Raw genomic sequence first — 19274 nt, forward strand, 5'->3', positions numbered from 1 at the left:
CACGTACAGGGAGGCGCCCGTACGTTAAGCGCCTGCTCAATCACGGTAAGTGGCCTAGACCATAGCGTCAATGGGTCTAGACCTCTTCTGTCCGCCGGACAGTGGAACAATTCGGCGGGTGCGTGGAGCAACTGGAATCGGATCGCTGCCCGGAACCGACATCGACGAGGCGGCGCGCGTCGTCGTCGGAGAACTGCCTGAGCTGCCGCACGTCCCGGAGCTGCCTGCGCGAGGAGTTGGCGCGGACATGATCGGCCGCACCGCCGGCCTGCTCGTCGACCTCGCGATCGAGGTCGTCACCTCCGGCTACCGCGTGAACCCGCGCCCCGGTCGTGACCACCGCCGTGCCGTCGATCTGCTGCGTGGCGACCTGGACGCGTTCGACGAGGCGTTGGAGCGTGCGGGCGCGCAGCCTGAGACGGTCAAGGTGCAGGCCGTCGGGCCGTGGACGTTGATGTCGAACATCGAACTGATGCGCGGCCATCGGGTGCTCACGGACCCAGGTGCCGTGAAGGAGTTCGCCGCGTCGCTCGCCGAGGGCCTCCAGCAGCACGCGGCCGAGGTCGCCAAGCGCACCAAGGCGAAGGTCGTCGTGCAGATCGACGAACCGGGTCTGCCCGCCGTGCTCCAGGGCCTGCTGCCGACGCCGTCCAAGCTCGGCACCGTGCCCGCGGTGCCAGGTCCGGACGCGCGCAACGTGCTCGCCGTGGTGATCGAGGCCCTGAAGGACCACGAGGTGATCGTGCACTGCTGCGCGCCGCACCCGCCGTTGACGCTGCTGCGCGAGGCGGGAGCGACGGCGATCTCGTTCGACCTGACGCTGATCAAGGGTGCAGAGGCGCTCGACGAGATCGGTGAGACGTGGGAGGCGGGCACGACGCTGGCGCTGGGTCTGGTGCCGAGCCTCGACCCCGGCGTGCCGGTCGCGTTGAAGGACGTCGGGCAGCGGGCGTTCACGCTGGTGGACCGTCTCGGCTTTCCGCGGTCGATCCTCGCCGAGAAGGCGCTGCCCACTCCGACGTGCGGTCTAGCGGGTGCTACGTCCACTTGGGTCAAGCGCGCGCTGGCCCTGACCCGTGATCTCTCCTCGTCGTTTTTGGAGCCGCCTGAGGGCTGGTGATGTCCGGTTTGTGCGGCTAGTCTGCTGCGAACTATTAGGAAACTTTCTTAACCGAAGGCCAATCGCCGGGCCTGGACCGGGAGTTCCCCTCATGCGCATCAGACTGGCGGCGCTCGTCGCCGCAGTGCTCACAGGTGTGGTCGTGGCGCCTGCCCAGGCCGCGCCCACCGGCCAGATCCGGCTGGATCAGGTCGGGTTCGGCACCTCCGAGCAGAAGCACGCCTACGTGCTCGGAGGCGCCGCGAACACCAAGTTCTCCGTTGTGGACAGTCGCGGTCGCACCGTGCTGACCGGCAAGACGGGCGCCTCGACGGGCTCGTGGAGCGAGAAGTTCCCCGCGGTGCACCCGATCGACTTCTCCAAGGTCAGGGCGCCCGGGACGTACCGGATCAAGGTCGGCACGACGACCTCGCCGGCGTTCAAGGTCGACTCGCTGAAGAAGCTGTTCTCGCCGGTCGCGCACAACACCGTCGAGTTCTTCCAGGCGCAGCGCGACGGCGCCGACGTCGTCCCCGGCAGGCTGAACCGCAAGCCGGCGCACCTCACCGACCGCGAGGCGCTCGTCTACGAGGCGCCGGTGTTCGCGGGCGAGGGCGGCGACCAGATCGCGGCGCCGTTGAAGCCGACGGGCGCGAAGGTCGACCTCGAGGGCGGCTGGTTCGACGCGGGTGACTTCGTGAAGTTCACGCACGCCTCGTCGTACTCGACCGCGTCGATGCTGCTGGCGTTGCGCAACAAGCACAACGACGCCTTGTACGACGAGGCCAAGTTCGGCCTCAAGTGGCTCGACAAGGCGTTCGACGAGAAGACCGGCACGCTCTACGCGCAGGTCGGCATCGGCACCGGCTCCGAGGAGTTCGGCTTCGTCGGCGACCACGACGTGTGGCGCCTGCCCGAGGCCGACGACAAGCTGAACGTGAAGCCGGGCGACAGCGAGTACTTCATCAAGTACCGCCCGGTGTTCCGCGCCAACGTCGCCGGCGAGAAGATCAGCCCGAACCTCGTCGGCCGGGTGGCCGGTTCGTTCGCGCTGGCCGCGCAGATCGAGGCCGACCGCAACCCGCGCGTCGCGCGTTCGTACCTGGACAAGGCCGCGCAGCTCTTCGCCCTGGCCAAGACCTCGGACGTCGGCGAGCTCGTGACGGCGTTCCCGCACGCGTACTACCCCGAAGAGTCGTGGACCGACGACATGGAGTTCGGCGCCACCCAGCTCGCCCTGGCCGCGAAGGCCTTGCACGACAAGCGCTACACCCAGTTCGCGAAGGCCGCCACGCACTGGGCCAAGGAGTTCCTGGCGACGCAGGACCCCGACACGTTGAACGTCTACAACATCTCCGCGCTCGGCCACGCGGACCTCGCGCCGTTGCTGAAGAAGGGCATCCCGGGCGCCGAGGTGACCGAGAAGCAGATCGTCGGCGACATCGTGCGTCAGCTCCAGAAGGGCGCCGACGCGGCCAAGACGTCGCCGTTCCGCACCGCCGCCAACGTCGAGACCTGGGACGTCGGCTCGCGCACGTTCGGCTACATCACCACGGCCGCGCTGTACCAGAAGCTCACCGGTGACAAGACGTACTCGACCTTCGGCACGCAGCAGCGCGGCTTCGCCCTCGGCACCAACGCCTGGGGCACGTCGCTGATCGTCGGCGTCGGCACGAAGTTCCCCGAGTGCCCGCACCACCAGGCCGCGAACCTCTCGGGTTCGCCCAACGGTGGTTCGAAGGTGCTGGTCGGCGCCGTGATCAACGGCCCGAACGACGCCTCCCTGTTCGGCGACCTCGGTGAGATGCCGCCGGGTTCCGTCGACTGCACCAAGCCCTACACGCTCGAGTTCAACTCCGCGAAGTCCGTGTTCGCCGACGACCTGCGCTCGTGGCCGAGCTCCGAGCCGGCCATCGACTTCACGGCGACGGGCGTGCTCGGCTTCTCGCTGATCGCCAACTCCTGAGTGGCGCCGGCGCGGGCCTGGGTGTCCAATTCGGACTTGTGCTCAGGCTCGCGCTGGTCATCTTGCTGCTCACGGCCGGTACGGCGCATGCGCTGCCGGTGAAGCTCTCCTGCCGAGTTCCCGGCGTGCACGACGCGGACGTCATCCGCGTCGTGCACGCCGTTGGTCTTTCTCGGGGCGTGAGCGACAAGGTGATGCTCGCCGGGTTCGAGGCCGGGTGGGTCGAGTCGCACATGAACAACCTCGACTGCGGCGACGCCGACTCGCTGGGCGTGTTCCAGCAGCGGCCGTCGATGGGCTGGGGCGCGCCGGAGCAGATCATGGACGTCTCGTATGCCGCGGGGCGCTTCTTCGAGTACGCGGTGCGCGTCGACCGGCCTGATCTCTCGGCGGGGCGGCTCGCCGATGCCGTGCAGCGATCCTGCTGCCCGGAGCGGTACGACCAGGCGGAGGCACGCGCGGGGGCGATGCTGCGGCAGGCCTGGCAGGGCGGTCCTGAGGTCGCCGGTGGGGTCTACGTGGTGCAGGACGGCGACGTCTGGGCCGATGGCGCGCGGCTGAGCACGTCGGGTGTGTTCGTCGGACGTCCTGCGGTGGCCGGCCGGTTCGTGTTCGCCCGGACGGCCCGCGGCGAGGTCATGGCGCTGGCGGACGGGGCGTGGCGGCCGGTGGCGTCGGGTGTGGCAGGCGACCCCGAGGCCGTGGCCCGTCCGGACGGGACCGTCGACCTGTACGCGGTGCTGGCCGACGGCAGCGTCGCGAGAACGAGTCCCGGCTGGCAGCCTCTGAGCCCGCCCGGGTTCGCCACCGGCAAGCCGTCGGTGATCGCCTACCCGGACGGGTCCGTGGCCGTCTACGTCCGCTCCGGCAACAAGCTCATGGCCAGCGCCGCCGGCACCTGGCGCGAGATCGCCCAGGGCCTGGACGCCTCACCCGAAGCGGTGCTCCGTCCAGACGGAACGGTCGGCATCTACACCTTGATCGACGGCCGCCTGAACCGCCTCACCTCGACCTGGGAACCGTTGGGCGAAGGCCGTTTCATCGACACCGTGTCCGCACAGGTCGACGGCACGGTCTACGCGCGCACGGCCGAAGGAAAGGTGCTCAAAGTCGGTTGAACGGCTCCGCGTACCGGAACGCCCCAGCGGGCACTTCACCGAACAACCGAGCCTGGAAGTGCGGTGCCCACTCGGGAACCGGCGGCGTGATCCCGAACTCCGCAGCGAGCCGGAACCCGAACCGCGAGTAGTACCTGGGGTCGCCCAACAGGATGACCGCGAGCTCGCCCCGAGCCTCCGCCGCACCCAGAACCGCGTGCACCAACGCCGACCCGATACCGGCCCGCTGATGCGAAGGATGCACGGCGATCGGCCCGAGCCCGAGAACGGCCACCGAGTCGATGTACCCGCGCGTGCACACGACGTGCCCGAGCACCCCGTCCTCCACCAGCGAGAACTCCGGGATCCACCCCTCGTCCGCGCGCAGCCAGTCGATCAGCGGAGCTTCCGGCCCGTCCTTGAACGCGAGGTTCGTGACCGTGCGGATGGCGTCGATGTCTGCGGGTGTCTCCCGCCGGATCAGCATGACGCGCACTGTGACCAACCCTGTCGTCGCGCGCCACTCAGTTTTCGCCGCCATACTCCGCAGCGTGGTCGTGAGACAGACCTTGATGGTGTGCGTACTTGCCGTGCTGGCCTATCTCGGCGTGTGGTGGGCGTTCAGCGGAACCGACGAACCTGCGCAGTCAGCGCCGGAGTCCATGTTCCTCACCGACTACTCCAAGGCCCAGAAGGGCAGCTGCGTGAGGTTCAACGGACCGGGGGAGAACGACCTGGGCCTGACCGTCATCGACTGCGGCGGTGACCGGGCCGCGTTGAAGGTCGGGACCGTTCTGACCGAGACCAGCGCGGAGTGCCCGCGCGGCGACTACAAGGTGTTGCGCGACACCAGACACGACGCCGCCCTGTGCCTGATGCCCAACGCCGCGCGGGGCGACTGCTTCGAGCTCGACACCGACGATCTGCAGAGGTCCGTCGTGTCCAAGTTCGACTGCGCGGCACCGCGGGTGAACGTGCAGGTCGTCGACATAGCCGAAGAAAGTTGCCCCGAAGAGGCCGAACTCGGTGTTCCCTATGAGGACATGACGCTTTGCTTGAGGAGAGTGCGTTGATCGTCTTCGAGGAACCCGCGCAGTTCGACGCTTGGCTGCACGAGAACGGCTCCAGCGAGACCGAGCTGTGGATCAAGTACGCCAAGAAGGGCTCGGGGATCAAGTCGATCAGCTACGGCGAGGCGCTCGACATCGCGTTGTGCCACGGGTGGATCGACGGACTGACCCGGTCCGTGGACGAGACCTGGTACTCGCAGCGGTGGACGCCTCGACGTCCGAAGAGCAAGTGGTCCAAGCGCAACTGCGGCAAGGTCGAGGAACTGATCGCGGCGGGCAAGATGCTGCCGGCGGGGCTCAGGGAGATCGAGAAGGCCAAAGCGGACGGACGCTGGGACGCGGCCTACGCGGGGCCGGCGACGATCGAGGTGCCGGACGACCTCACCGAAGCTTTGCAGGCCAATCCCAAGGCCGCCGAGTTCTTCAAGACGTTGAACAGTCAGAACAGGTACGCCGTGCTGCTGCGCATCCACGACGCGAAGAGGCCGGAGACGCGGCAGAGGCGCATCGCTCAGTTCGTCGAAATGCTGGCGGAGGGGCGCAAGCTCTACAGTTGAGAATCATGAAGTGGTTCCGCCGCCGCAAAGCCGAAGACGTCGTCCCCGCCCACCTGCCGAACGCCGAGGAAGCCGCACAACGGTTCTGGGAACGGTGGTTCGAGCTGGTACCGGTGGTCAGCGCGGCGCTCGGGGACGGCGAGCCGCACCGGGTCGAGGATGAGCTGAAGGACCTCGTGAGCTCGTTGCACCCGGACCTCCTGTTCTCTCTCGAGCAGGGCCACATGGCGATGTACGCGCTGGTGATCAGCGGTCAGGAAGACCCGAGGCTGCGCCCGTACACCGACGCGTGGATCGCCGCCGCGCCGCCGTCGGACATGGTGTGGGAGTTCCACGACTCGGTGCCGCCGGTGCCGGACCCGACCGAGGTGATCGTGAACCTCGGCCAGGTGAGGATGCGGCTCGGGGACTACCGGGTGGTGGCGCAGGTGGACGGTGACGTCGTGGACGTCGCGGTCTACCACCCCGCGCTCGCGGACCTGAGCGACCAGCAGCGGCAGACGATGACGTTCCTGCCGCTGGACGTCACTCTCGGCGAGCGGCTGGCGGGGGAGCGGTTGCGGCGCGTGGAGACCGCGGAACTGGAGCCGCAGGGCACGATCAGCCTGCTGGAGCTGCGTTCTCTGGTCAGGGAACTCGCCGGAGATTCGGACCGCTGAAAACTGTCGGACCTGGTCACTAAGCTGTGGGACGTGACCAGCGAGAGCCTTGAAGACGTCCCCGCAGAGGTGCGCGAGCGGCATGCCGTGCTCGCGGAAGAGGTGCGCTCGCACCAGTTCCGCTACTACGTGCTGGACGATCCGATCGTCACCGATGGTGAGTTCGACGGCCTGCTCAAGCAGCTGGAGGCGGTGGAGGCCGAGCATCCCGGCCTCGCGACGCCCCAGTCGCCGACGCAGCTGGTCGGCGGCACGTTCTCGACCGAGTTCAAGGCGGTCGACCACCTGGAGCGCATGCTCAGCCTCGACAACGTCTTCGCGCAGGACGAGCTGACGGGCTGGTTCGAGCGCGTCGGGAAGGAGATCGGCTCCGGCACGCACTTCCTGTGCGAGCTGAAGATCGACGGCCTTGCGATCAACCTGCTCTACGAGAAGGGCCGGCTGACGAGGGCGCTCACCCGCGGCGACGGCCGCACCGGTGAGGACGTGACGCTGAACGTCCGCACGATCGCGGACGTTCCGGTGGTGCTGAAGGGTTCCGCCGAGTACCCGGTGCCGGACCTGGTCGAGGTGCGCGGCGAGGTCTTCTTCGCGGTGGAGGACTTCCTGGCCCTGAACGCCTCGCTGGTCGAGCAGGGCAAGCCACCGTTCGCGAACCCGCGCAACACCGCCGCGGGGTCGTTGCGGCAGAAGGACCCGAAGGTCACCGCCTCGCGCAAGCTGCGGATGATCTGCCACGGCATCGGCAAGACGGAGGGCTTCGAGGCCGCCAGTCAGTCGCTGGCCTATGAGGCGCTGAAGGCGTGGGGCCTGCCGACGTCACCGCACACCGAGGTGCTCACCGACCCGGCGGACGTCCGCAAGAAGGTCGAGTACTGGGGCGAGCACCGGCACGACGCGGTCCACGAGATCGACGGCCTCGTGATCAAGGTCGACGAGGTGTCGCTGCAACGGCGCCTCGGCACGACGTCGCGGGCGCCGAGGTGGGCCATCGCCTACAAGTACCCGCCGGAAGAGGCCACCACCACGTTGCTGGACATCCAGGTCCAGGTGGGTCGCACGGGCCGCGTGACGCCGTTCGCGCTGATGGAGCCGGTGAAGGTGGCGGGTTCGACGGTCGCGCGGGCCACGCTGCACAACGGGTCCGAGGTCAAGCGCAAGGGCGTGCTGATCGGCGACCGCATCGTCATTCGCAAGGCGGGTGACGTGATCCCCGAGGTGCTCGGCCCGGTGCTGGCCGCGCGCCCGGCCGACGCGCGCGAGTTCGAGATGCCGACCCGCTGCCCCGAGTGCAACTCCGTGCTGCGGGCCATGAAGGAGGGTGACGTCGACATCCGTTGCCCCAACGCGGAGACGTGCCCCGGCCAGCTGCGCGAACGCCTGGCGTACCTGGCTTCCCGTGCCGCGCTCGACATCGAGGTGCTCGGCTACGAGGCGGCCGCCGCGATCACCGAGTCCACGATCTACGCGAACGAGGCCGACCTGTTCGACCTCGACGCCGAGGCGTTGCGACAGGTCGAGCGCTTCACGACGAAGAACGGTGAGCTGTCCGCGAACGCGCTGAAGCTGCTGGACAACCTGGAGGCGGCCAAGGAGCGTCCTCTGTGGAGGGTGCTGGTCGCGTTGTCGATCCGCCACGTCGGCCCGACGGCCGCCCGCGCGCTGGCGCAGCAGTTCGGCTCGATGGACGCGATCATCGAGGCTGAAGAAGACGCGCTGGCCGGCGCCGAGGGCGTCGGCCAGACCATCGCGACGGCCGTGGTCGAGTGGCGCGAAACGGAGTGGCGCCAAGGCGTCGTGGAGCGCTGGCGGGCCGCGGGCGTGCGGATGGAGGACGAGCGCGACGCGTCCATCGTGCGCAACCTCGAAGGTCTGTCCATCGTGGTCACCGGCTCGCTGACGGAGTACTCCCGCGACTCCGCCAAGGAGTCGATCCTCGCCCGCGGCGGCAAGGCGGCGGGTTCGGTCTCCAAGAAAACCGCTTTCGTGGTGGTCGGCGACTCGCCAGGATCCAAGTACGACAAGGCCGTCTCCCTGAAGGTCCCGGTCCTCGACGAGGCGGGCTTCCGCGTCCTGCTGGAACAGGGCCCGGACGCGGCGAGGGAGGTGGCCCTCCCCGTCGACGAAGGCTCAGTGGAAGAAGGCGCAGATGGCTGATCTGATCATCCGCCCGGCAACGGAGGCCGACCTGCCGTCGGTCGGCTCCGTGACGGTCGAGGCGTACCGCGCGGACGGCATCGTGGGTGACCACGACGACTACGCGACTCTCCTCGCCGACGCGGCCTCCCGCTTCCGCGACGCCGGCCTGCTCGTCGCCCAGGACGAGTCCGGCGCCGTCCTGGGCTCGGTGACGGTCGTGCGTCCCGGCACGCCCTACGCGGAGATCTCCAGGCCGGGTGAGCTCGAGTTCCGCATGCTGGCGGTGTCGGCGGCCGCGCGAGGTCGTGGCGTCGGCGAGGCCCTGGTGCGCGCGGTGATCGACAAGGCGCGCGAGGCCGGAGCGACCCACGTGGTCCTGTCGTCGTCGGAGAAGATGCTGGCCGCACACCGGTTGTACGAGCGGCTGGGGTTCACGCGGCTGCCGGACCGCGACTGGTCACCGTTGCCGGGCGTGGATCTGAGGGCGTACGCGTACGGAATCCCGCTCTGACCAGGGAAACCAGGTCGTCCACCGATCTTGTCGGACCACCTGAGTACGTTGAGATGTAGGGGTTCCCGGCACGGGGGTACCCCTGCGAAAGCGCGCGAATGGGGGGTCGCTGGTGAGAGCGACGGCTGTCCTGCTCGTGGCCGCGGCACTGCTGGGCGCCTCGGCCACACCGGTCGCCCTGGCGGAGGCCGACCAGGGCGAGATCCTCGGCATCGCCCAGCGCTACCTGCACAACCGGGCGCAGAAGGTCACCACCGGACCGCAGACGCCCGGCTTCGGTGTCCCGGTCACCCCGGAGCTGGCCACGAGACTGGCCGTGCACGAGACGAAGCTCGAAGCGGCCAGGACGTCGGCCCGCACCCGCTACCGGGCAGCGGTGGTCGAGACGAGCGCCGAACGGTTCGACGTCGACCAGACCGGCCGGACCGTGGTGGCACGCGTCCACGAGCACGCCGAGCTGTACTTCGCCGAGGCCGGCACCGCCGAGTTCACCGGCTACGGCCTGCCCCACCTGCTCACCTTCCGCCGCGCGGGCGAGGGCTGGGTGCTCGCCGACGTCGCACTCGGCCACTACAAGCACTGCGCGCTGCTGCCGGAGACGCAACAACCGTCAGCGTGCTGAGATGATCCGCGCCCGCAGCTGGGGGTCGCCCGCCGCCTGCTCGTACAGCAGCTCCCGCAGGACCTCGGCGGGCAACGCTCTCAGCACGTCCTTGAGCTCCACGTCCTCGGCGTCCGGCGGCGGCACCGTCTCGCCCCGGTCCAGCAGCACCAGCCCGACAGCCACGCAGTGCTTGCAGAAGAACCCCTCGGACCCGTGCGGACAGCTGCACGCCCCCACCAGATGCGTCCCCGACCACGACAGCTCCACCACGTACGCCGAGTCGTCACCGCCGCGCACCCGCGCCGCCACGTGCCGGCTGTGCACCCGCAGGGACAGCACCGACTCGCGGTAGGTCAGGCCGCGCCAGTACGACTTGGTGCCCGCGCGGTGCAGCAGCAGCTCGGTGGTGAGGGTCGTCGACACGAGGGTCATCCAACCGGGTGACCACAGAAAGGATCAACATGATCGCGATCGGCCCACTCGAACCTGCGGACAGAGCCCAGTGGCAGGAGCTCTTCGAGGGCTACAACACGTTCTACGAACGCACACTGCCAGCGGAAACGTACGACGAGAAGTGGCAAGCCTTCCAAGCCAACGAAAACATCCACGCCCTATGCGCCCGCGACAACGGCAACCTCGTCGGCATCACGCACTTCTTCAAGCACCCCAGCACGTCCGGCCCGGACGTCTGCTACCTGCAGGACCTCTTCACCGCCCCCGAGGCGCGCGGCCGGGGCGTCGGCCGCGCGCTCATCGAGGCGGTGACGGAATGGGCGAAACAGCAGAACTGCTGCCGCGTCTACTGGCACACCAGCGAGTGGAACGAGACCGCCCGCAAGCTCTACGACCAGGTCGCGGAGAAGACGCCGTTCGTCCACTACCGCATCGTGCTCTAACGAGCCGTCGCCTCCAGGTCGAGCAACGTCACGGCCGCGCGGAAGTACTTGTTGGTGCCCAGGTCACGCACGGTCTTGATGTTGAACGCGGCCTTCAGCTTCTCCGCGTCGCCGGGGCTCACGCCCTGCAGGGCGTCCACGGGGGCGTCCAGGATCTCGGTGAGGGGGAGGTTCTCGTAAGCCTTGTCGAGGAGCATGTCGAGGTTCACGGTGATGGCCATGATCTTCATACCTCCAGAGGTGGGGCGATCACGGCAGATTCTGGAGTGAGATCCGGTATTCCGCAGTGCGAGTCATCGCTTCCGTTTGACCGCCACCACGATCACCGTCACCACCGCGAGCAACCCGGCCACCCCCAGCGCCAGATCGCCCACCGCCAGCTCGTTCCCTTGGGCGAGCACCAGGGCCAGTCGCATGTCCTCACGGTAACCCTTGGAGCAACGCCGTCAGAAGGATTGTGTGGGACCGTATGAGGTGTGCTGCAAGCCTGTCTGAACGGCTCCCGCGCAGCCGAGGAGCACCCGGCCCTGCCGTTGTCCCCCGAACGCCTCGCCGAGGACGCGGCCGACGTCGCCGCGCTCGGCGTCACGTCGGTGCACATCCATCCGAGAGACGTCATCGGCGCGCTCACGCTCGTGGGGCCGGAGGTGGCCACGACGATCGCCACCGTCCGCGCCGCCGTGCCGGGCATCGAGATCAGCGTGTCCACGAACGTTCCCGGCAGCCGCGCCACGTTGATCGGCAGCTGGGCGCCGCTCGCGGCGGGGCGGCCGGACATCGCCAGCGTGCACGTGAACCAGCCCGGCTGGCGGGATCTCGCGCAGGCCCTGCACCGGGTCAACGTCCAGGTCGAGCTCGTCGTCGACAGCCCGGCGGACCTGCAAGACCTGCCGGACGGCGTCAGCCGGATCACGGTGAGCGCGACGCGTGACACGGCGGAAAGCCTGCTCGCCCAAGTGGAACCGCTCGGACTGCCGGTCCTGGTGCACGGCCGCGACGCCGAGGCCTGGCTCGTCCTCGACTACGGCGCGCTCCTCGAACACCACGTGCGCATGGGTTTGGAGGACACCCTGCAGATGCCCGACGGCCGCACGGCGAAGAACAACGCCGAGCTGATCGCCATGGCCCGCAGGCGGCAGAGGTCCAGGGCCCCGAGCTAGTCGGGGAGCACCACCGCGACGATGCCGGCCAGGTGTGCCAGGCGGGCCACCTCGGCCGCGCGGAACATCGGGCCGCCAGGGCGTCCGACGACGAGCACCCGGTCCGGCTTGCCCAGCGGCGTCGCGGCGAGTTCGGTGCCCAGCTCGCGCCAGGTCTCCGGTACCCAGTCCTCCTCGCCGTCGAGCACGGTCGCGCGCTCCAGCGGGAACCACGGCACGTTCGCCATCCGGGTCTCCGGGGCGGCGGACGACGAGGTCAGCCGGTTGATGCCGGTGCCCTCGGGGCCGACCACGACGGCCCAGCCGGCGCGGATGATCTTCGGGACGCCCTCGGTGAAGACCTCCAGGCCCTTGTGCGGGGCGTCGGCGATCTCCTCCACCAGTTCGAGCTCGCGGTGGGTGTCGAGAATGCCCGCGTACGGGCGCACCGCGTCGACCTCGACGCCCTCGATGGACTCCGCCGCGGTGATCAGGGTGTCCGGCAGGCGGCCGGACGGCAGTTCGACGACGAGGTCGTCGATGGCGATGCCGGAACCGCGTTCCACCACGTCGACGCTGAGTATGTCCGCCCCGATCTCGCCCAAAGCCGTTGCGACCGCGCCGAGGGTGCCGGGACGGTCCGGGAGCTGGACCCGGATCAGGAACGACAAGGTGAACGCCTCCATAGCTCGTGCGAGAGACCCCGCGTCTCGCGCCGTTGCCGGTCGGTGATTCTCGCAGACGCATCGTCAACGCATGACCCGCTGTCCGCGTTGCGGAACGGTTAAGTTGACGTGCCGGTCAACCACGGAGGCGGTAACCCGTTCGAAGGCGCGCCTGACCAGCCCATAGACTCACGGGGTTCCCGATTCGTATCCCGACCCTACGGGGGTTGACAGGAGTGCCCAGCATCTCCCGCGACGAGGTCGCGCACCTGGCGAAGCTCGCCAGGCTGGCTGTTACCGAGGACGAGCTCGACTTGTTCGCCGGACAGCTCGACGTGATCCTCCAGTCGGTGGCCTCGGTTGGCGACATCGCCACGGCCGACATCCCGCCGACGTCGCACGCCGTTCCGCTGACCAACGTCTTCCGCGAGGACGTGGTCCGTCCGAGCCTCGGTCAGCAGCAGGCGCTCTCCGGCGCTCCTGAGGCCGAGGACGGCCGGTTCCGCGTGCCCCGCATCCTGGGTGAGGAAGCATGACCAACGACCTGATCCACGCCACCGCGGCCGAGCTCGCCGCGAAGATCCACAGCGGCGAGATCTCCAGTGTCGAGGTCACGCAGGCCCACCTGGACCGCATCGCCGAGACCGACGCGAAGGTCCACGCCTTCCTGCACGTCGACACCGAGGGCGCGCTCGCGCAGGCCCGCAAGGTCGACGAGGCCGTCAAGGCCGGCGAGCAGGTGTCCTCGCTCGCCGGCGTGCCGTTGGCGCTCAAGGACGTCATGACGACCGAGGGTGTGCCGACCACGGTCGGTTCCAAGATCCTCGAAGGCTGGATCCCGCCCTACGACGCCACGGTGACGCGCAAGCTCAAGGAAGCCGGCGTCGTCATCCTCGGCAAGACGAACATGGACGAGTTCGCCATGGGTTCGTCCACCGAGAACTCGGCGTACGGCCCCACGCACAACCCGTGGGACCTCGACCGCATCCCCGGCGGCTCCGGCGGTGGCTCGTCCGCCGCGCTGGCCGCCCTGCAGGCGCCGCTCGCGATCGGCACCGACACCGGTGGCTCGATCCGCCAGCCCGGCGCGGTCACCGGCACCGTCGGTGTGAAGCCCACCTACGGCGGCGTTTCGCGCTACGGCCTGGTGGCCTTCTCCAGCTCTTTGGACCAGGCCGGTCCGTGTGCGCGCACGGTGCTCGACGCCGCGTTGCTGCACGAGATCATCGCGGGCTACGACCACATGGACTCCACGTCCATCAACGCGCCGGTGCCGCCGGTCGTCGCCGCGGCCCGCGAGGGTCTGTCCGGCGACCTGTCCGGCCTGCGCGTCGGTGTCGTCACGCAGTTCAGCGGTGACGGCTACCAGCAGGGCGTGGCCCGCAGCTTCGAGGCCGCCGTGTCGCAGCTCAAGGAGCTCGGCGCGGAGATCGCGGACGTGTCGTGCCCGAGCTTCGACTACGCGCTGCCGGCGTACTACCTCATCGCGCCGAGCGAGTGCTCGTCGAACCTCGCCCGGTTCGACGCCATGCGCTACGGCCTGCGCGTCGGCGACGACGGCACGCGCAGCACCGAGGAGGTCATGTCGCTGACCCGCGAGGCCGGCTTCGGCCCGGAGGTCAAGCGCCGCATCATGATCGGCACGTACGCGCTGTCGTCCGGCTACTACGACGCGTACTACGGCTCGGCGCAGAAGGTCCGCACGCTGATCACGCAGGACTTCGCCAAGGCGTTCGAGAAGTTCGACGTGCTCATCTCCCCGACCACGCCGACCACGGCGTTCAAGATCGGTGAGCGCGCGAACGACCCGATGGCCATGTACAAGGCCGACCTCTGCACGATTCCCGCGAACCTCGCGGGCACCCCGGCCATGAGCGTCCCGAGCGGTCTGTCCGATGAGGACGGAATGCCGGTCGGCCTGCAGATCATGGCGCCGGCGCTGCAGGACCACCGCATGTACCGGGTGGCCGCGGCCTACGAGGCCGCGCGCGGCGCGTTCGGAGGCCCGTCGCTGTGAACATCAAGAAGGCAAGGGGTCTCCTGGGCATCGCCGGCGCCGTGGCCGGTGCCGCCGCCGCGTTCTCGGGCTTCCGGAACGCGCGGGCGAAGAACGACAAGCTGGCTCTGGCGAACGCGATCGCGAGCATCGCCGTGGCGATCACCGGTGCGGCGCTGGCCGTCCGTGCTCTGCGGAAGGACGACTTGGCATGACCTCTCTTGTTGAGCTGATGGACTACGACGAGGTCATCGAGAAGTACGACCCCGTCCTGGGCCTGGAAGTGCACGTCGAGCTGCACACCAACACGAAGATGTTCTGCGGCTGCGCCAACGTCTTCGGCGGCGAGCCGAACACCAACACCTGCCCCACGTGCCTCGGCCTGCCGGGCGCGCTGCCGGTGGTGAACGCGAAGGCGATCGAGTCCGCGATGCGCATCGGCCTCGCGCTCAACTGCGAGATCGCCGAGTGGTGCCGGTTCGCGCGGAAGAACTACTTCTACCCGGACATGCCGAAGAACTTCCAGACGTCGCAGTACGACGAGCCGATCGCGTTCAACGGCTGGCTCGACGTGACGCTGGACGACGGCGAGGTCATCCGCGTCGAGATCGAGCGCGCGCACATGGAGGAGGACACCGGCAAGTCGCTGCACGTCGGCGGCGCCACCGGTCGCATCCACGGCGCCGAGCACTCGCTGCTCGACTACAACCGCGCCGGCGTGCCGCTGATCGAGATCGTCACGAAGATGATCCCGGGCACCAAGGAGCGCGCCCCCGAGGTCGCCCGCGCGTACGTGACGGCCCTGCGCGACCTGCTCAAGGCGCTCGACGTGTCCGACGTCCGCATGGACCAGGGCTCGCTGCGCTGCGACGCGAACGTCTCGCTCTCACCGAAGACCACCGGCGCCCTGGGCACCCGCACGGAGACCAAGAACGTCAACTCGCTGCGCAGCGTCGAACGCGCCGTCCGCTTCGAGATGACGCGTCAGGCCGCGGTGCTGGAGTCCGGCGGCGAGGTCACCCAGGAGACCCGTCACTTCGACGAGTCCTCAGGCTCGACGTCGGCGGGCCGCAAGAAGGAGACGGCGGAGGACTACCGCTACTTCCCGGAGCCCGACCTGGTCCCGATCGCGCCGTCGCGCGAGTGGGTCGAGGAGCTGCGTCTCACCCTGCCCGAGCTCCCCTGGGAACGCCGCGCGCGCATCCAGAAGGACTGGAACCTCACCGACGAGGTCCTGCGCGACCTGGTCAACGCGGGCGCCCTGGACGTCATCATCGCGACCGTCGAGGCGGGCGCGAAGCCGGACGAGGCCCGCTCCTGGTGGGTGTCCTACCTCGCGCAGCAGGCCAACTCGAAGGGCATCGAGCTCACCGACCTCGCCATCACCCCGGCCCAGGTCGCGAAGGTGATCGAGCTGGTGAACGCGGGCACGCTGACCAACAAGCTCGCCCGCGAGGTCGTCAACGGCGTCCTGGAGGGCGAAGGCTCCCCGGAAGACGTCATCGAGAAGCGTGGCCTCAAGGTCGTCTCGGACGACTCGGCCCTGGAGAAGGCGGTCGACGAGGCCCTCGCGGCCCAGCCCGACGTCGCGCAGAAGATCCGCGACGGCAAGGTCCAGGCCGCCGGTGCCATCGTCGGCGCGGTCATGAAGGCCACCAAGGGCCAGGCCGACGCGGCCCGCGTGCGCGAGATCGTGCTCGCACGCTGCTCGTAGATACACATTCGCCATAAAAATCACAAAGGGTCACCTGTTCGTGCAGGTGGCCCTTTGTGATCTTAGGCCGTCTGAGTGGCTGTTAGCTAAATGAGACGTATGTCTGTAGCCGTGTGTGTCACCCTCTTGCTGCAACCCATCTGGGGGGATGGGAAGTAAATAGTCCAAACGAGGGGGGAATCCTCATGAGTGGCCAGCACGAAGGTTTGTTCACAAACATCGTCGACAAGTTCAAGGACATGTTGGACGGGGACGACCGCAAGGACAAGACTCCGGAACCGGAAGACCCGCCGCTGACGCCGCAGTGCTGCGGCGTCACGCCTCCCGGGCATCCTGTGGTCGCCATGCCCGTCGAGCACGAGCTCGACTGCCCGAACCACCCGGGCAACGTGGCCAAGGAAGAAGTAGCCAGCTAGTGACACTCCGCGCTGTCCGCTACCAGGTCTGCGCCTGGTTGGCGGACAGCGCCGTTTGGGCGCATGTGGTGTGATGATCACATGCCCGCTCGTGCCTTGGACAGAGCGCGCGAGTTGTACGAAACGGGATGGGCCGAGTATGCGAAGTACAGCTTCCCTCCAGCCATCCGCCTTTTCAAGCGTGCACTCGCGCATGCCGATCGTGCCCCGGCGAGCCCGGTCCTGGCGGAGTTGCGTGCTCGCATCATGTACACGCTCGCCCGGTGCTACGGCGAGACCCAGGGTTCGGACGCGGCCGTCGAGCTGTTCGACCTGGCGGCGCGTGAAATCGAGCTGATCGATGATCCGCGTCGCCGGGTTCTGCTGAAGGGCAGCGCGGACTACCAGCGCGGCGGCATGATCATGCGCTTGGGCGAGCCCGAGCGGGCGGTTCACTGGTTCAGTCCGTTCATCAAGTTCGCCGAGGACGAGATGCGGACCTCGCCTGAGCAGTTCGACTTCGAGTGGGTGAGCCTGCTGGCGAACTCGCTGACCGTCAGGGCCCTCTCGAACGCGGCCATCCGCCGGCCTGAACTGGCCATCGCGGATCTGGAACGGGTCACCGTGCTCAGTCGTGAGCACGGCCTGGACCAGCTCTACCCGTTCACGGTCCAAGCGCTCGCCAACACCTACAAGCAGAGCGGGAACCTGCCGGAGGCCCTGCGGCGCTACGAAGAAGCGGAACGCATTTTCGGTGCGTCCGAAAGCCCCACGATCATCGCCAGCATCCAGCTCATGCACGCCGAGGCCATGCTCATGGTCGGCATGTCCGATGACGTCGGCCGGATGCTGGACGAGGCGTTGCCGGTGCTTCGCAAGGACAAGATCAGCCAGGACATCGCCGAGGTCGAGATGTACCGGGCCTCGGCGGCGCTGTTGGACGAGCAGTTCGACCTGGCTCGCCGGATGGCCAAAGCCTCCATGCGCAAGTTGGAGAAACGCGGCAGCACCTGGTGGATGATGGCGGCTCTGATCGAGCTCTGGGCCCATTCCATGCAGGCGAAGCGCGTGACGAACGCGTTGGTGCAGAAGGCGTTGACGCTCTCCGGGCACCTCTCGGCCAACCACCTGCTCGACGAGGCCTGGCTCGCCAGGGTGCTCGCCGCCAGGTTGGAGGTCCGCAGGGGCCGGCTCGAGGAGGGCGAGGAGCTGTTGCGGCAGCTGCCGAGCCCGCGCGCTGTCACTCCGCTGGACCACCGCATGCAGCGCCGGCTCGTGCTGGCCGAGCTCGCCCTGGCCAAGGGCGACCGTCGTACCGCATTGCTGCACGCACGCAAGGGTCTGGACGAGCTCGGGCTCGTGCGCGACCAGCTCGGCGGGCTGGAGCTGGTGTCCGCGACCGCGGTGCACAGCCGCGAGCTGCGTGAACTGGCAATACGCCTGGCGTTGGAGAGCAACAACGCGCGCCAGGTGTTCGTGTGGCTGGAGCGCACCCGAGCACAGGCTTACCGTTACGAACCGTTGGAGCACGTGGAGAACGCCGAACTGGCCGAGCACATCGCCGAGGTGCGCGGACTCGGCCGGGAGCTGATGCGCGCCGGTCTCGACGGCAGGCCGACCGCCGAGCTGCGCACCAAGCTGGTGAAGGCGCAGCGCGAGGCCAACAGACTTGGATGGCACGCGCAGCGGTGGGGCAGGCCGCGGCCGATGGCGGGCCTCAGCGAGGTGATCGCCGAGCTCGGCGAGCGGGCCATGGTCAGCTTCGTGGTGTCGGGTGGCGGCATGGTCGCGGTCGTCATCGCCGGTGGCCAGGTGCGGATGGTCCGGCTGGGTGTCGCCAAGGACGCCCTCGAAAGCGCGCAGAAGCTCCACTTCGACCTCAACGCGTTGGCGCCCGACTACCTGCAACCGCCGTTGGCTCAGGTCATCGAGGCCTCCGCGCGCAAGCAGGCCGATGCGCTGGACACGTTGCTGATCAAGCCGTTGATCCACCTCATCGGCGAGCGCGAGCTGGTCGTGGTGCCTACGGGCACGCTCTACGCGGTGCCGTGGGGTGTCATCCCGAGCCTGCACGGCAGGCCGGTCGTCACGGCGCCCAGCGCGACGGCCTGGCTCGCTGCCGCGCAGTCGGACAAGCCGAAGACCGACAAGGTGTTGCTCGTGCGGGGGCCGAGTCTGCAGTTCGCGGACGGTGAGCTGGACCGGCTCGCCGCCCATCACGTCAGGGCCACCGTGTTGTCGGGGGAGGACGCCACAGCGGCGGAGGTTCTCGCTCACCTCGACGGCGCGGACCTCGTGCACGTCGCCGCCCACGGTGAGCACGAGAACGAGAACGCCCTGTTCTCGCGGCTCGAACTCGTCGACGGACCGCTGTTCGCGCACGAACTCGGACGTCTCCGAACGCCTCCGGCACACGTCGTGCTGGCCGCCTGCTCGCTGGCGTTGAACCGGATCAGGCCCGGCGACGAGGCGTTGGGGTTTGCCGGGGCGATGCTGGCGGGTGGGACGCGGACTGTGGTCGCCGCGGCCAGCAAGGTCGGGGACGAGGCCAGTGCCGCGGCGATGGCCGACTACCACCGGGCGCTGGTGGCCGGGGCCGCGCCTGCGGTGGCGTTGGCCGAGGCCATGGCGAAGGATCCGTTCCGCCGGCCGTTCCTCTGTCTGGGTTCTGGCTAGGCCGTTCGAGTGGTTGTACGTCGTTCAGTGAAATGAACGCGCTGGTCAGCGGTTATTTGTGCCCCATTTGGCTGGCTGGGTTGGTGAACTT

Annotated in this window: 22 protein-coding genes; 17 read left to right on the forward strand and 5 right to left on the reverse strand. The window is 68.6% G+C overall.

Annotation, left to right across the window (positions count from 1 at the left end; translation table 11 throughout):
• Positions 1-70: 70 nt before the first annotated feature.
• The 3 genes from BM417_RS14635 to BM417_RS14645 all read left to right on the forward strand — a co-directional run bounded on the left by BM417_RS14635 (position 71) and on the right by BM417_RS14645 (position 4183).
• Positions 71-1120, forward strand: coding sequence for a methionine synthase (locus BM417_RS14635; RefSeq protein ID WP_093593045.1), 1050 nt, complete (start codon positions 71-73; stop codon positions 1118-1120).
• Positions 1121-1211: 91 nt separating this feature from the next.
• Complete coding sequence (locus tag BM417_RS14640) at positions 1212-3065, forward strand: glycoside hydrolase family 9 protein (protein ID WP_093593048.1); 1854 nt, start codon at positions 1212-1214, stop codon at positions 3063-3065.
• Between the two features lie 38 nt (positions 3066-3103).
• Positions 3104-4183, forward strand: coding sequence for a hypothetical protein (locus BM417_RS14645; protein WP_093593051.1), 1080 nt, complete (start codon positions 3104-3106; stop codon positions 4181-4183).
• Here BM417_RS14645 and BM417_RS14650 read toward each other — a convergent pair.
• Complete coding sequence (locus tag BM417_RS14650) at positions 4170-4649, reverse strand: GNAT family N-acetyltransferase (protein WP_093593767.1); 480 nt, start codon at positions 4647-4649, stop codon at positions 4170-4172. The genes BM417_RS14645 and BM417_RS14650 overlap by 14 nt on opposite strands.
• A 64-nt stretch (positions 4650-4713) precedes the next feature.
• Between BM417_RS14650 and BM417_RS14655 the strand changes: the two genes are divergently transcribed.
• The 6 genes from BM417_RS14655 (at position 4714) to BM417_RS14680 (ending at position 9720) form a co-directional block, all read left to right on the forward strand.
• Positions 4714-5235 (forward strand): LppU/SCO3897 family protein, encoded by a 522-nt coding sequence (locus BM417_RS14655; protein ID WP_143138646.1) that lies wholly within the window; start codon positions 4714-4716, stop codon positions 5233-5235.
• Complete coding sequence (locus BM417_RS14660; protein ID WP_218164469.1) at positions 5232-5789, forward strand: YdeI/OmpD-associated family protein; 558 nt, start codon at positions 5232-5234, stop codon at positions 5787-5789. The genes BM417_RS14655 and BM417_RS14660 overlap by 4 nt, the downstream gene beginning before the upstream one ends.
• Before the next feature lie 5 nt (positions 5790-5794).
• Positions 5795-6448, forward strand: a complete 654-nt coding sequence (locus tag BM417_RS14665) for a hypothetical protein (RefSeq protein ID WP_093593059.1) — start codon at positions 5795-5797, stop codon at positions 6446-6448.
• Between the two features lie 33 nt (positions 6449-6481).
• Positions 6482-8605 (forward strand): NAD-dependent DNA ligase LigA, encoded by a 2124-nt coding sequence (ligA, locus tag BM417_RS14670; RefSeq protein WP_407656143.1) that lies wholly within the window; start codon positions 6482-6484, stop codon positions 8603-8605.
• Positions 8598-9098 (forward strand): GNAT family N-acetyltransferase, encoded by a 501-nt coding sequence (locus BM417_RS14675; protein ID WP_093593064.1) that lies wholly within the window; start codon positions 8598-8600, stop codon positions 9096-9098. The genes ligA and BM417_RS14675 overlap by 8 nt, the downstream gene beginning before the upstream one ends.
• Before the next feature lie 112 nt (positions 9099-9210).
• On the forward strand, positions 9211-9720 hold the full coding sequence (locus BM417_RS14680) for a hypothetical protein (protein WP_143138647.1): 510 nt from the start codon (positions 9211-9213) through the stop codon (positions 9718-9720).
• On the opposite strand, the gene BM417_RS14685 is transcribed toward BM417_RS14680, so the two are convergent.
• Positions 9709-10125: an SWIM zinc finger family protein gene (locus BM417_RS14685; protein ID WP_143138648.1), complete on the reverse strand. Its 417-nt coding sequence runs from the start codon at positions 10123-10125 to the stop codon at positions 9709-9711. The two genes, BM417_RS14680 and BM417_RS14685, sit on opposite strands and share 12 nt — an antisense overlap.
• A gap of 38 nt (positions 10126-10163) precedes the next feature.
• Here BM417_RS14685 and BM417_RS14690 point away from each other — a divergent pair, with 38 nt between their 5' ends.
• Positions 10164-10598, forward strand: a complete 435-nt coding sequence (locus BM417_RS14690; protein WP_093593072.1) for a GNAT family N-acetyltransferase — start codon at positions 10164-10166, stop codon at positions 10596-10598.
• Here the strand turns inward: BM417_RS14690 and BM417_RS14695 are convergent.
• Entirely contained in the window at positions 10595-10819 is a 225-nt protein-coding gene (locus BM417_RS14695; RefSeq protein WP_093593770.1) for a hypothetical protein, read from the reverse strand. The two genes, BM417_RS14690 and BM417_RS14695, sit on opposite strands and share 4 nt — an antisense overlap.
• 72 nt (positions 10820-10891) lie before the next feature.
• The gene (locus tag BM417_RS49855) at positions 10892-11014 is read right to left on the reverse strand and encodes a hypothetical protein (RefSeq protein ID WP_281251315.1); all 123 of its coding nucleotides are present in this window, start codon (positions 11012-11014) and stop codon (positions 10892-10894) included.
• A 60-nt stretch (positions 11015-11074) separates the two neighbouring features.
• Between BM417_RS49855 and BM417_RS14700 the strand changes: the two genes are divergently transcribed.
• Entirely contained in the window at positions 11075-11758 is a 684-nt protein-coding gene (locus tag BM417_RS14700) for a 3-keto-5-aminohexanoate cleavage protein (RefSeq protein WP_093593075.1), read from the forward strand.
• Here the strand turns inward: BM417_RS14700 and BM417_RS14705 are convergent.
• Positions 11755-12408, reverse strand: a complete 654-nt coding sequence (locus BM417_RS14705; RefSeq protein WP_177320452.1) for an ACT domain-containing protein — start codon at positions 12406-12408, stop codon at positions 11755-11757. The genes BM417_RS14700 and BM417_RS14705 overlap by 4 nt on opposite strands.
• Positions 12409-12638: 230 nt before the next feature.
• Here BM417_RS14705 and gatC point away from each other — a divergent pair, with 230 nt between their 5' ends.
• From gatC to BM417_RS14735, 6 genes are all read left to right on the forward strand, one after another.
• Positions 12639-12938 (forward strand): Asp-tRNA(Asn)/Glu-tRNA(Gln) amidotransferase subunit GatC, encoded by a 300-nt coding sequence (gatC, locus tag BM417_RS14710; protein ID WP_030467875.1) that lies wholly within the window; start codon positions 12639-12641, stop codon positions 12936-12938.
• Positions 12935-14419 carry an Asp-tRNA(Asn)/Glu-tRNA(Gln) amidotransferase subunit GatA gene (gene gatA, locus BM417_RS14715; protein WP_093593081.1) on the forward strand — a complete coding sequence of 495 codons (1485 nt, stop codon included), beginning with the start codon at positions 12935-12937 and terminating at the stop codon, positions 14417-14419. The genes gatC and gatA overlap by 4 nt, the downstream gene beginning before the upstream one ends.
• Positions 14416-14613, forward strand: coding sequence for a hypothetical protein (locus BM417_RS14720; protein ID WP_245821917.1), 198 nt, complete (start codon positions 14416-14418; stop codon positions 14611-14613). The genes gatA and BM417_RS14720 overlap by 4 nt, the downstream gene beginning before the upstream one ends.
• A complete protein-coding gene (gene gatB / locus BM417_RS14725) occupies positions 14610-16112 on the forward strand; it encodes an Asp-tRNA(Asn)/Glu-tRNA(Gln) amidotransferase subunit GatB (protein WP_093593084.1) in 1503 nt (500 codons plus the stop codon). The genes BM417_RS14720 and gatB overlap by 4 nt, the downstream gene beginning before the upstream one ends.
• 239 nt (positions 16113-16351) lie before the next feature.
• Positions 16352-16528 carry a hypothetical protein gene (locus tag BM417_RS14730; RefSeq protein WP_177320433.1) on the forward strand — a complete coding sequence of 59 codons (177 nt, stop codon included), beginning with the start codon at positions 16352-16354 and terminating at the stop codon, positions 16526-16528.
• Between the two features lie 246 nt (positions 16529-16774).
• The gene (locus BM417_RS14735; protein ID WP_177320434.1) at positions 16775-19183 is read left to right on the forward strand and encodes a CHAT domain-containing protein; all 2409 of its coding nucleotides are present in this window, start codon (positions 16775-16777) and stop codon (positions 19181-19183) included.
• Positions 19184-19274: the final 91 nt, after the last annotated feature.

The organism is Lentzea waywayandensis (assembly GCF_900115955.1).
Taxonomy (GTDB): domain Bacteria; phylum Actinomycetota; class Actinomycetes; order Mycobacteriales; family Pseudonocardiaceae; genus Lentzea; species Lentzea waywayandensis.